Annotated in this window: 12 protein-coding genes; 5 read left to right on the plus strand and 7 right to left on the minus strand. The window is 70.9% G+C overall.

Annotated features, from left to right (window positions below):
* Positions 1 to 12 precede the first annotated feature (12 nt).
* The 5 genes from iolC to ACWEOE_RS10235 form a co-directional block, all read right to left on the minus strand.
* A complete protein-coding gene (iolC, locus tag ACWEOE_RS10215) occupies positions 13 to 942 on the minus strand; it encodes a 5-dehydro-2-deoxygluconokinase (protein WP_452006668.1) in 930 nt (309 codons plus the stop codon).
* Entirely contained in the window at positions 939 to 1,721 is a 783-nt protein-coding gene (locus tag ACWEOE_RS10220; protein ID WP_452006671.1) for an ATP-binding cassette domain-containing protein, read from the minus strand. The genes iolC and ACWEOE_RS10220 overlap by 4 nt, the downstream gene beginning before the upstream one ends.
* Positions 1,718 to 2,749 carry an ABC transporter permease gene (locus tag ACWEOE_RS10225; RefSeq protein WP_452006673.1) on the minus strand — a complete coding sequence of 344 codons (1,032 nt, stop codon included), beginning with the start codon at positions 2,747 to 2,749 and terminating at the stop codon, positions 1,718 to 1,720. The genes ACWEOE_RS10220 and ACWEOE_RS10225 overlap by 4 nt, the downstream gene beginning before the upstream one ends.
* Positions 2,746 to 3,708, minus strand: a complete 963-nt coding sequence (locus tag ACWEOE_RS10230) for a substrate-binding domain-containing protein (RefSeq protein ID WP_452006675.1) — start codon at positions 3,706 to 3,708, stop codon at positions 2,746 to 2,748. Before ACWEOE_RS10230 ends, ACWEOE_RS10225 begins: the two co-directional genes overlap by 4 nt.
* Before the next feature lie 118 nt (positions 3,709 to 3,826).
* The gene (locus tag ACWEOE_RS10235) at positions 3,827 to 4,711 is read right to left on the minus strand and encodes a sugar phosphate isomerase/epimerase family protein (protein WP_452006678.1); all 885 of its coding nucleotides are present in this window, start codon (positions 4,709 to 4,711) and stop codon (positions 3,827 to 3,829) included.
* A 147-nt stretch (positions 4,712 to 4,858) separates the two neighbouring features.
* On the opposite strand from ACWEOE_RS10235, the gene ACWEOE_RS10240 reads away from it, so the two are divergent.
* From ACWEOE_RS10240 to ACWEOE_RS10250, 3 genes are read left to right on the plus strand one after another with little or no spacing between them, the layout of a single operon-like run.
* Positions 4,859 to 5,857 (plus strand): LacI family DNA-binding transcriptional regulator, encoded by a 999-nt coding sequence (locus ACWEOE_RS10240; RefSeq protein WP_452007234.1) that lies wholly within the window; start codon positions 4,859 to 4,861, stop codon positions 5,855 to 5,857.
* Between the two features lie 9 nt (positions 5,858 to 5,866).
* Complete coding sequence (locus ACWEOE_RS10245) at positions 5,867 to 7,351, plus strand: CoA-acylating methylmalonate-semialdehyde dehydrogenase (protein WP_452006681.1); 1,485 nt, start codon at positions 5,867 to 5,869, stop codon at positions 7,349 to 7,351.
* Between the two features lie 31 nt (positions 7,352 to 7,382).
* Complete coding sequence (locus ACWEOE_RS10250; RefSeq protein WP_452006683.1) at positions 7,383 to 8,384, plus strand: Gfo/Idh/MocA family protein; 1,002 nt, start codon at positions 7,383 to 7,385, stop codon at positions 8,382 to 8,384.
* A gap of 46 nt (positions 8,385 to 8,430) precedes the next feature.
* On the opposite strand, the gene ACWEOE_RS10255 is transcribed toward ACWEOE_RS10250, so the two are convergent.
* Positions 8,431 to 8,934 carry an N-acetyltransferase family protein gene (locus tag ACWEOE_RS10255; RefSeq protein ID WP_452006686.1) on the minus strand — a complete coding sequence of 168 codons (504 nt, stop codon included), beginning with the start codon at positions 8,932 to 8,934 and terminating at the stop codon, positions 8,431 to 8,433.
* 229 nt (positions 8,935 to 9,163) lie between these two features.
* Between ACWEOE_RS10255 and ACWEOE_RS10260 the strand changes: the two genes are divergently transcribed.
* Both ACWEOE_RS10260 and ACWEOE_RS10265 read left to right on the plus strand, forming a co-directional pair.
* Complete coding sequence (locus ACWEOE_RS10260) at positions 9,164 to 10,081, plus strand: aldo/keto reductase (protein WP_452006688.1); 918 nt, start codon at positions 9,164 to 9,166, stop codon at positions 10,079 to 10,081.
* A 97-nt stretch (positions 10,082 to 10,178) separates the two neighbouring features.
* Positions 10,179 to 10,346, plus strand: coding sequence for a hypothetical protein (locus ACWEOE_RS10265; protein ID WP_452006690.1), 168 nt, complete (start codon positions 10,179 to 10,181; stop codon positions 10,344 to 10,346).
* 62 nt (positions 10,347 to 10,408) lie between these two features.
* Here ACWEOE_RS10265 and asnB read toward each other — a convergent pair.
* The coding region (gene asnB / locus ACWEOE_RS10270) for an asparagine synthase (glutamine-hydrolyzing) (protein ID WP_452006693.1) at positions 10,409 to 11,779 on the minus strand (1,371 nt) is incomplete at its 5' end.

Raw genomic sequence — 11,779 nt, forward strand, 5'->3', positions numbered from 1 at the left:
GCAGGTCCTCGATCACAGCAGCTCCTCGATTTCGGTGGCCGTCGGCATCGCGTCGGCGCACGCGAGCCGGGCCGCGACCAGCGCGCCGGCCGCGTTCGCGTACTCCGCGAGGCGCACCGGAGCCCAGCCCGAGAGCAGCCCGTGCACGAGCGCGCCGCCGAACGCGTCGCCCGCGCCGAGGCCGCACACCACCTCCACACGCTGCGGCGGCACCGTCGCCCGGCCCTCGGGCGTCGCGACGAGCACACCCTCTGCGCCCTTCTTGATCACCGCGAGCCGCACGCCGCGAGCCAGCACCCGGTCCGCCGCCTCCTCCGGATCGGCCGTGCCCACGGCGACCTCGACCTCCGCGCGGTTGCCGACGGCCACGGTCACGTGGTCGAGCATCCAGCCGATCTCCTCGCGCGCGGTCTCGACGTCCGGCCAGAACATCGGCCGGTGGTCGAGGTCCACCACGGTGTGTGCCCGCCGCCCGCGCGCCTCGAGGATCTTGCGCTGGGTGGTGCGCGCCGGTTCTGTGGAGACGCCGGTGCCGGTGACCCACAGCAGCGGCACCTCGCGCACGACGTCCCACGGCACGTCGGCGTCGGTCAGCGTGAGGTCCGGCGCGATGGGGGAGCGGTAGAACAGCAGCGGCGGGTCGGCCGGCGGGTTCAGCTCGCAGAACACCACCGGCGTCTGCAGGTCCGCCGAGGTGCCCACGAACTCCGGCGAGACGCCGAAGCCCGTGAGCGCTTGCCGGACGTAGCCGCCGAAACCGTCGGGCCCCACCTTCGTGAGCACGGCGGTGCGGCGGCCGAGCCGCGCGGCGGCGACCGCGACGTTGGTCGCGGTGCCGCCGAGCGACTTGGCGAACGTGGTGACCTCGGCCAGCGGCACGCCGCTCTGCTCGGGGTAGAGGTCCACCCCGACCCGGCCGACGGTCAGCGCCTCGAGCGTCACGATTCCACCGCGCGCAGTTCGTGCTCCAGCGCTTCCAGCTCCGCACCGCCCGCCATCTGCCGGGTGAGCTCCTCGATGCCGATCTCCGAATTCTCGTACGAGCCGAGCGCGGCACCGCGCTTGAGCAGCAGGAATCGATCGGCCACCGGATACGCGTGGTGCGGGTTGTGCGTGATCAGCACGACCCCGAGACCGCGGTCGCGAGCCTGCGCCACGTACTTGAGCACGACCCCGGCCTGCTTCACGCCGAGCGCCGCGGTGGGCTCGTCGAGAATCAGCACCTTCGCGCCGAAGTGCACGGCCCGCGCGATGGCCACGCACTGGCGTTCACCGCCGGACAGCGTGCCCACGGGCTGCTCGACGTCGCGCAGGTCGATGCCCATGTCGGCCAGCGCCTTCTTGGTGGTCTCGCGGGCCTTCTTCCGGTCGAGCATGCGGAACGGGCCGACGCCGACCGTCGGCTCGGACCCCAGGAAGAAGTTGCGCCACACGCTCATCAACGGCACCACGGCGAGGTCCTGGTACACCGTGGCGATGCCGCGGTCGAGCGCCTCGCGCGGCGAAGTGAACCGCACCGGCTCGCCCTCGACCAGGAACGCGCCGCGGTCGTGCTGGTGCACGCCGGCGAGGATCTTGATGAGCGTGGACTTCCCGGCCCCGTTGTCACCGAGCACGCAGGTGACCTCACCCGCGTTGACCACAGTGGACACGTCGCGCAGCGCCACGACGCTGCCGTACATCTTGCCGACGTCCTTGACCTCGATGAGCGGTGCGTTCATCGCCGGACCCTTTCCGCGCGTCGCCGGAAGGCGTTGTTGACCAGGACCGCGGCCAGCAGCATGATCCCGAGGAACAGCATGAACCAGTCGCTGTCCCACCCGGCGAACACGATGCCCTGGCGTGCCATGCCGAAGATCAGGGCGCCGATCGCGGCACCCACGGCCGAGCCGTACCCGCCGGTGAGCAGACAGCCGCCGATCACCGCGGCGATGATGTACTGGAACTCCAGCCCGATGCCCTGGTTGGCCTGCACGCTGGCGAACCGCAGGATGTTGATCGAGCCGACGAGCCACGCGGCCAGCGCCGTGCCCATGAACAGCAGGATCTTCGTGCGCACCACGGGCACGCCGACCGCGCGCGAGCTCGGCGCCGAGCCGCCGACGGCGAAGATCCAGTTGCCGAACCGCGTGCGCGACAGCAGCCACGCGGCCACCGCCGTCACGCCGATCCACCACACGATGGAGATCTGGAACGGCGTGCCCCCGATGTCCACCGTGGACGCGAACACGAACCCGGCCGAGGCGTAGCCGTCGGTCGACCGCATGCCCGACACCTGCACGGTGCCGGTGACCAGCCGCGTCACGCCGAGGTTCAGGCCCTGCAGCGCGAGGAAGGTGCCGAGCGTGACGATGAAGCTCGGCAGGCCCGTTTTCATCACGAGCCAGCCGTTGAACGCACCCACCACCAGGGCGAAGACCAGCGACACCAGCAGCGCGAGCCACACGTTCCAGCCGGCCTGCGTCGCGAGAATCGCGGTGACCAGCGAGGTCGACGCCGTCATCACACCGGCCGACAGGTCGAACTCGCCGCCGATCATCAGCAGCGAGACGGCCACGGCCATGATGCCGAGCGTCGCCGCGTCGTCGAGCCAGGTGGCGGCGCCGCTGGCGCTGAAGAACTTCTCGGTCACGAGGGAGAAGAACAGGAACACCACGGCGGCGCCGAGCAGGGCGCCGATCTCGGGCCGGACCACGAGCCGGTCGGTCAGCCGCGGCTTCACGAGCCGCTCATCGAGGGTGGTCGTCATCGGGTGCCCCTTTGCACGTACTGGCCGACCTTGTCCACAGTAGATTTGTCGACCAGGTCGGGGCCGGTGAGCACCGGCTTGCCGCCGCCGACGATGTTCGCGTTGTCGCGGTAGAGCTTGAGGAACGTCACGGGCAGGTAGCCCTGCTCGTACTGCTGCTGGTCGACGGCGAAGAGCACGTCACCCGATTTGATGGCGGCCACCACGTCGGAGTTCAGGTCGAACGTGCCGACCTGCGCGTTCGAGCCCACCGACTTGATCGCGCTCACGGCGCGCGCGGCGACCTGCGAGTTGAGCGTGAGCACGGCGTCGATCGACGGGTCGGTCTGCACCGCGCCCCGGATGCGCGACTCGGCGTCGGTGGGGTTGGAGATGTCCACCTGCAGCGTCTGCACGTCGCCGCCGAAGCCGGCCTTGGCGCCGTCGCAGCGCTGGGCCTGCCCGACGTTGCCCGCTTCGTGGATCACGCAGAGCAGCTTCTTCTTGCCGAGGTCCTTGAACTTCTTGCCGGCTTCCTGTCCCGCGATGGACTCGTTCTGGCCCACGTGGGTGAGCGCGCCGTAGGCCGCGCTCTTGTCCTCGCCCGAGTTGATGGTGATCACCGGGATCCCGGCGCGCACCGCGGCCTCGATCGAGGGCTGCAGGGCCTCGGGGTTGGCCATCGAGACGACCAGGCCCCCGATCTGCTGGGCGACGGCGTTGTCGATCAGCTTGGCCTGCGCTCCCGGGTCGCCGTCGGAGGCGTATTCGACCTGCACGCCCAGGTCCTTGCCCGCCTGCTCGGCGCCGTTCTTGACGACGTTCCAGAACGCGTCACCGGCGGTGCCGTGGGTGATCACGGCGACCTTGAGCGGCCCGGAGTCGACCGGTGCCGCGGCGGGCGCCGTGGCCTTCGGCTCGGCGGCGGGCCCGGTGCACGCCGACAGCACCAGCCCGGCGGTCAGCAGCCCCGCCACCACCCGGCCGGTCCTCGAACGCGGTTTCGGCACAGTGCTTCTCGAAACCCCGCGCCGCAAAACCCCGCGCCTCGAACGAAGGGACATCGTGGACTCTCCTCGCATCGTTGCCGCTCACCGGTCAGCCGGCCAGGCGGCCGACCATTCGCCCGAGGCACGCCAGGCTCGCCGCCACGTCGCGTTTCGGCAGGTCCCGGGGGCTGCGCTCGTCGAGCGCCGTGTCCTGCTCCAGCACGTACCAGCCGTCGTAGCCCGCCTCGTGCACGAAGCGAACCATGGCTTCGATGTCCACGTCACCCTCCCCCAGCGGGACGTACAGACCTTTGCCCACGGCCTCGGTGTAGCCGAGCGTGCCGGCGCGCACGGCTTCGGCCAGCGCTCCGCGCACGTCCTTGAGGTGCAGGTGCCCGATCCGGTCCGGGTACCGCCGCGCCAGCTCGACGGGATCGGTGCCGCCGATCAGCAGGTGGCCGGTGTCGAGGCACAGTGCCACGTCGGAGTCGGCGAGGAACCGCTCGACCTCGGCCTGCGTCTCGGCGTGGGTGCCGACGTGGGGGTGCAGCACGGTCTTGAGGCCGTGGCCCGCCGCGACGTCGCGGATCCGGCCCGCGGTGCTGATCAGCGTGGCCCACTGGGCCTGGGTGAGGGTGGGCCGTTCGTCGTAGCCGTCGAGCCCGGTCGCGGCGGCGAGCACGAGCACCTCGGCGCCGCACGCGGCGAAGAGCGCGGCCGAGTCCTCTGCTTCGGCGAGCGCGGCTTCGGGGTTTTCGTGCAGCACCACGGCGAGGAAACCGCCGATGAGGTTCAGGCCGTAGTTCTTCAGCAGGGTCTTCAGCTCGGCCGGGTCGCGCGGCAGGTACCCGGGCGGGCCGAGCTCCGTTGCGGTGATGCCGAGCTCCGCCATCTCCCCGAGCACGGTCGGCGCGTCGAGGACCCGGCCCCAGCCCGGCACTTCGCACACCCCCCACGAGATCGGCGCGGCGGCGATGCGAATGGTCTCGGTCATGCGTGCTCACTTCCGTACGGTGACTGTCGTTGGCCCGTTCGGTGCGCGTTGGAGCGCTCTATTGATTGGAGCGCTCCAAGCTTGTAGCGTCGGCCACACCCGAGTCAAGGGCCGGTTTCCGGCCGGTTGCGGCGGAGAGGCAAGCGAATCGTGAAGCCCACCATGGAGGACGTCGCCGCGCGGGCGGGGGTTTCGCGTGCGCTCGTGTCGCTGGTGATGCGGGGTGCGCCCAATGTTTCGGCGCTGCGCCGGGAAGCCGTGCTGAAGGCGGCCGACGAGCTGGGTTACTCGCCGCACGTGATGGCGCGCTCGCTCGCCAGCCGCACGTCGACCGTGCTCGGCGTGATGGTCAACGACCTGCGCAACGCGTTTTTCGCCGACGTGGTCGAGGGACTCGACGCGGCGGCGCAGGCGGCCGGGTTCGACCTGATCCTCAACACCGGTGGACGCGTGCCCTCCCGTGAGAGCGCTGCGTTGCGGAGCCTGCTGTCGTTCCGGCCGGCGGGGCTGATCCTGCTGTCTCCGGTGGTGCCCGGGTCGGCGATTTCCGCCGCGGCGCAACAATGTCCGGTGGTGCTCGTGTCGCGAGCCTCGCGCGTGCCCGGCGTCGACACGGTGAACGACGACGGCGAGGCGGGGTCCGCGCTGGCCGTGTCCCACCTCGCGGACCTCGGACACCGGCGGATCGCCCACCTCGATGGGGGCGGCGCGGCGGGTGCGGCCGCCCGCCGACGGGGGTTCCTGCGGGCGATGACCGAACGCGGGCTCGAGCCGATCGTGGTGCGCAGCGAGCACACCGACACCGCCGGCGAAAAGGCCGTGCTGGAGCTGCTGAGCACCTATGACGGCGCCGACCTGCCCACGGCCCTGGTGGCGGGCAACGACTTCAACGCCGTGGGTGCGATCTCCGCGCTGGAAGACCACGGGCTGCGCGTGCCCGGCGACGTGTCGGTGGTCGGCTACGACAACACCTCGCTGGCGTCGTTGCGGCACGTCTCACTGACCACTGTGGATCAACCGCGCACCGAAATGGGCCGGCTGGCCTTCGAAGCCCTGCTGGAACGCGTGCGCGGCGAGCGCACGACCCCCGTGCGGCACCTGTTGCACCCCTCCCTGGTGGTCCGCTCGACCACCGCCCGTCACTAGGAGCCTCCCGTGACCGAACTCGTGCAGCACTGGATCGACGGCGCCCGGTGGTCAGGGGTGTCGAGCCGCCGTGGTGACGTCTTCCAGCCGGCCACCGGCGAGGTGGCGCGCCAGGTCGTGCTCGCCGACGAGTCCGATGTGGACACCGCGGTCGCGTCGGCGCTTAAGGCTTCGCGCGACTGGGCCGACAGCTCGCTCGCGCAGCGCACGAAGGTCATGTTCGCGTTCCGCCAGCTCGTGGACGCCCACCGCGACGAGCTGGGCCGGCTGATCACCGCCGAGCACGGCAAGGTCCTCTCCGACGCCGCGGGCGAGGTGCAGCGCGGGCTCGAGGTCGTGGAGTTCGCGTGCGGCATCGCGCAGGTGCTCAAGGGTGAGCACTCCGAGCAGGTCTCGCGCGGGGTCGACGCGTACTCGCTGCGCCAGCCGTTGGGGGTGGTCGCCGGGATCACGCCGTTCAACTTCCCGGTGATGGTGCCGATGTGGATGTTCCCGGTGGCGATCGCGTGCGGGAACACGTTCGTGCTCAAGCCTTCGGACCGCGATCCGTCGGCGTCGGTGCGGCTCGCGGAGCTGTTCACCGAGGCGGGGCTGCCGCCGGGTGTGCTGAACGTGGTGCAGGGTGACGCCACGACGGTGAACGCGCTGCTGACGCACCCGGACGTCGCCGGCGTTTCGTTCGTGGGCTCGACCCCGATCGCGCGGCACGTGTACTCGAAGGCGACGGAGGCGGGCAAGCGCGTGCAGGCGCTCGGCGGGGCGAAGAACCACATGGTGGTGCTGCCCGACGCCGACGTGGCCGGTGCGGCCGACGCCGCCGTGTCCGCCGGCTTCGGCAGTGCGGGGGAGCGGTGCATGGCGATCTCCGTGGTCGTCGCGGTGGGGGACACGGCCGACGAGCTGGTGTCGGAGATTGCCTCGCGCACCCGTTCTCTGAAGACCGGGCCGGGCACGGATCCGTCGTCGCAGATGGGGCCGGTGGTCACCGCGGCGGCGCGGGATCGGGTGGTGTCCTATGTGGACGCCGGTGCGGCAGCGGGTGCGTCGGTGGTCGTGGACGGTCGTGAGCTCGCTGCTCGAGGCGACGGATTCTGGGCCGGCCCGACGCTGCTCGACCACGTGACACCGGACATGTCCGTGTACACCGACGAGATCTTCGGCCCGGTGCTGTCGGTCGTGCGGGTGGCGACGTTCGAGGAGGCGCTGGCGCTGGTCAACGCCAACCCGTACGGCAACGGCACGGCCATTTTCACCACCGACGGCCTGGCCGCGCGCGAGTTCGAGCGCCGTGTGACCGTGGGGATGGTCGGCATCAACGTGCCCATCCCCGTGCCGATGGCCTACTACTCCTTCGGTGGCTGGAAGGACTCGCTGTTCGGCGACACGCACGTGCACGGCGCCGAGGGTGTGCGCTTCTACACCCGCACGAAGGCCGTCACCTCGCGCTGGCCGCGGCAACCACAGGGCGTCGACCTCGGTTTTCCCACGCAGTGATGGTGTTGGATCGAGCAGGAGGGCTTCCACGATGAGGTTGGGACTGGCGGGCACCGGCCGGATCGGCACCGCCCACGCCGAAACGCTCAAGGGCTTCGCCGAGGTCTCCTCGGTGGTCGTCGCCGACGTCGACCCGGCGCGTGCCTCGGCGGCGGCCAAGAAGCTCGACGTCGAGGCCGCTTCGGGCATCGATTCCCTGTTCGCCTCCGGCCTCGACGCCCTCGTCGTCACGGCGGCGACGGACGCGCACCCGGGCTTGATCATGCGAGCCGTGGACGCGGGCCTGCCGGTGTTCTGCGAAAAGCCGGTGGCCGCCGACATCAGCGGGACCCTGGCGGTCATCGACCACATCGCGGGCTCCTCGGTCCCCGTCCAGATCGGCTTCCAACGCCGCTTCGACGCCGGCTACCAGGCGGCGCGCGCCGCTGTGGCTTCGGGCTCGCTGGGCTGGCTCCACACCGTTCGCGCGACCACTTTGGACCCCGAGCCCCCACCCGCCGCCTACGTCCCCCACTCCGGCGGCCTCTTCCGCGACTGCGGCGTGCACGACTTCGACATCATCCGCTGGGTCACCGGCCGCGAGGTGGTTTCCGCCTACGCCGTCGGCGCGAACCGCGGCGCTGCCTTTTTCGCCGACGCCGACGACGTCGACACCGCCGCGGTTCTGCTCACCCTGGACGACGGCACCCTCGCCACGGTGTCGTTGACCCGCTACAACGGCTCGGGCTACGACGTCCGCCTCGAAGCCCTCGGCTCCCGCTCCGGCATCGTCGTGGGCCTCGACGACCGCGCCCCCCTGCTGTCCGCGGAACCCGGTTTCGCGCCGCTGGCGGGCCCCGCGTACCCCGGCTTCATGGAACGCTTCCGCCCGGCTTACGCCGCGGAACTCGCGGCTTTCCTGGACGTCGCGGCAGGCCGCACCCCGAGCCCGGCGGGCGTGGCCGACGCGCTGGAGGCGTTCTCCATCGCGGAGGCTTGTGAACTGTCGAGGCGGGAAGGGCGGCCGGTGCAGGTGAGTGAGGTGCGCCGGTAGGCACTGCTTCACCCGCCGCGGCGCCGGCTGGTTTTCCCGTGCTGCTTCAGAGATCCAGGCTGGCGTCCACGTCGGCGCCGTGCACGTCGAGGTCCGCGCCGGCGTCGGCGAGCAGGCGCCGCGCGGCAGTGTTGTCCACGGTGGTGGAGGCGATGAACCGCGCGGCGCCACCGTCGCGCGCCGCTTCGAGGAGCACTTCGGTGACGCGCCTGCCGATGCCGCGGCCGCGGACCGAGCGGCCCAGCCACACGCCGGCCTCGACCTCCAGGGCCGTGGGGCCGTCCACGGGCTTCAGCCGCGCCGCCCCGGCCGCGCGGCCGTCGACCTCCACGAGCCACGTGGTCTCGATCGCGGTGTCCGGGTCGAGGCAGCGCCGCCGGTGGAACGTCAGGAACGCCTCGCGTCGCTCGGGTGTCCAGCCCGGCGGGCCGGCCACCGCAGGCATCACCTCGAGGGGGTCGGCGTCGGCGACGGCGGCCTCGAGCAGCCGGTGCAGGGCCGGCTCGTCGAGGGGGGTCAGCACGATCTCGGAATCGGAGGCTCCGGTCACGCCGGAAAGCTTGACACGAGGATCTTGGCCGCGCGACCTGGGAATACGGCTTACCACTTCGCCGTGAACGGGCAACGGGAGCACTGTCCAGTGTGGAAAGACTCCACGGTGGCGCGGTGCGTCACTAGGCTGGACCGCGGCAGGGTTTCCGATGAGAACAGGGGCTTCGATGGAATACGTCCGGCTGGGCTCGAGCGGCCTTCAGGTTTCGCGAGTGATCCTCGGCTGCATGAGCTACGGTACGCCGGATCGCGGCGGCCACCCGTGGTCCCTCGACCTCGACGATTCGCGGCCGTTCTTCCGCGAGGCCGTGGAAGCGGGCATCACGACGTTCGACACCGCCAACGTCTACAGCGACGGCACGAGCGAGGAGATCACCGGCAAGCTGCTCGGCGAGTTCGCGCGCCGCGAGGACGTGGTGATCGCCACCAAGGTCTTCAACCGCATGGGCCCGGGCACCAACGGCGCCGGCCTGTCCCGCGGCGCGATCATGACCCAGATCGACGCGAGCCTGCGCCGGCTCGGCACCGATTACGTGGACCTGTACCAGATCCACCGCTACGACGAGAACACCCCGATCGAGGAGACCATGGAGGCCCTACACGACGTCGTGCAGGCCGGCAAGGTCCGCTACCTCGGCGCGTCCTCGATGTGGGCGTGGCAGTTCGCGCAGGCCCAGTACGTCGCCGACCTCGGCGGCTGGACCCGGTTCGTCGCCATGCAGGACCAGTACAACCTCATCCAGCGCGAAGAGGAACGCGAGATGCACCCGTTCTGCCTCGACCAGGGCGTCGGCGTGCTGCCGTGGAGCCCGCTCGCCCGGGGCCGGCTGACGCGTGATTGGGATGAACCGTCCAAGCGCAGCGAAACCGACGAATTTGCCCGGCGGCTGTACTCCCAGGCGGAAGCCGCGGACCGCCGCGTCGCCTCCGCCGTCGCCGCGGTGGCCGACGACCGCGGCGTCTCCCGCGCGACGGTCGGGCTGGCCTGGCTGCTGCACCAACCGGCCGTCACGGCGCCGATCTTCGGGGCCACCAAGCCGGGCCACATCGCGGATGCGGTGGCGGCGGTGGAGCTGGGGCTGACGGAGAAGGAGCTGGCGCGGCTGGAGGAGGAGTACGTGCCGCACCTGCCGGCGGGGTTCTGAGTTTCGAACGGCATCGGCGTCGGAAGTCCGACGCCGATGCCGCGGCCCGCCTCCTGGACGCGGGGCAGGCGGGCCACGGCCTGGCTACCCTCCGCCCATGGCCAACTTTCCCGGGGTGCTCAACGGTGTGGCCGACGTCGTCGACCAGGCCTCGTTCACCGATCGGCAACGCGCCGATTTCCTGGCCGCGTGGGCGGCTTGGGCCAGCGGAACGAGCGCGCGATCGTCGATCCCGGCTCGCCGCTGTTCCGCAAGAAACTCGTGACGGCGAAACGGGAACTCGATCGAGGTCGTCGAGTGTCCGGCCCCCGTTCGCCCGAGGCGGACTCAGTCCAGCTGCAGTTCCGGTGAGTACATGTCGAACCAGTGGTAGAGGTCCAGCGCCCGGTCCACGTCGTGCCGTGCCCCGCGGCGCAGGAGGTGCGGGTCCATTTCGGACATCTCGGTGAGCCACGTGCGATCGACGACCTGGAACACCGGGCTGTCGTGCTGCGCAAGGATTTCCTTCGCCTGCGATTGCAGCGCGGTCGAGTAGGCCACGTCCTGAGTGGACGGGTACGGGCTCTTCACCCGGTCGCGCACCGAGTCCGGCAGCACGTGCTTGGTGGCGTGGCGCAGGAGGCTCTTCTCGCGGCCGTCGAACGTCTTGAGCGACCACGGGGTGTTGTAGACGTACTCCACGAGCCGGTGGTCGCAGAACGGGACGCGCACCTCGAGGCCCACGGCCATGGACGTGCGGTCCTTGCGGTCGAGCAACGTCCGCACGAAACGGGTCAGGTGCAGGTGGCTGAAGGTGCGCATCCGCGCCTCGCGCCCGGTTTCCCCTTCGGGGTGCTCGACCGCGGCAGCCGCGGCCCGGTACTCGTCGGCGACGTAGGTGTCGAGGTCCAGCTTCGCCAGGACGTCGGGCCGCAGCACCTGGTCGTGCCGGCACATCGGGGCGCCGGGCCGATCGAGCCACGGGAACGCGTCGACGTCGGGCGCGCCGTCGTGGAACCAGCGGTAGCCGCCGAACACCTCGTCGGCCGACTCACCCGACAGTGCCACGGTGGACTCGGCACGGACGGCTTTGAACAGCAGGTACAACGACATGTCGATGTCGCCGAGCCCGCTTGGGATGTCGCGGGCACGAACCACCGTGCGCCGAACCTCCGGGTCGGCCAGCCAGGCCTCGTCGAGCACCACGTTGTGGTGCTCGGATCCGACGAGCTGCGCGACGTCGCGGACGTAGGGCGCGTCCGGGGTCCCCCGGACGTCGTCGGTCGTGAAGTTCTCTTCGTAGCCTTCGTAGTCGACCGAAAACGTGCGCAGCTGCTCTTTAAGCTGCGCGGCCGCGAGCCCGGTGATCGCACTGGAGTCGAGCCCGCCGGAGAGCAGCACGCAGCGCGGCACGTCGGCGACGAGCTGCCGGTTGACGGCGTCGGTCAGCAGGTCGCGCACCTGCGCGACGGTCGCCTCGCGGTCGTCGGTGTGCGGTTTCGCCTCCAGCCGCCAGTACGTGCGGGTGCGGATGCCGTCCTCGGCCACTGTGACGACCGTGCCGGGCTCGACCTCGGACATGCCCTTCCACAGCGACCACCCCGGCCGCTTCGTCGGGCCCATGAGCTCGCGCAGCCCGTCGGTGTCCACGGTGCGGGGCGTGAGCGGGTTGGCCAGGATCGCCTTGGGCTCTGAGCCGAACAGCACGCCGTCGCGGGT

It is taken from the genome of Amycolatopsis sp. NPDC004368 (genome assembly GCF_053602515.1).

Bases quoted from the DNA above. Each gene is read 5' to 3' on its own strand.
- ACWEOE_RS10260 (WP_452006688.1), top strand. From the start codon at position 9,164: ATGAGCTACGGTACGCCGGATCGCGGCGGCCACCCGTGGTCCCTCGAC.
- ACWEOE_RS10250 (WP_452006683.1), top strand. From the start codon at position 7,383: ATGAGGTTGGGACTGGCGGGCACCGGCCGGATCGGCACCGCCCACGCC.
- ACWEOE_RS10265 (WP_452006690.1), top strand. From the start codon at position 10,179: ATGGCCAACTTTCCCGGGGTGCTCAACGGTGTGGCCGACGTCGTCGAC.
- ACWEOE_RS10220 (WP_452006671.1), bottom strand. From the start codon at position 1,721: ATGAACGCACCGCTCATCGAGGTCAAGGACGTCGGCAAGATGTACGGC.
- ACWEOE_RS10225 (WP_452006673.1), bottom strand. From the start codon at position 2,749: ATGACGACCACCCTCGATGAGCGGCTCGTGAAGCCGCGGCTGACCGAC.
- ACWEOE_RS10235 (WP_452006678.1), bottom strand. From the start codon at position 4,711: ATGACCGAGACCATTCGCATCGCCGCCGCGCCGATCTCGTGGGGGGTG.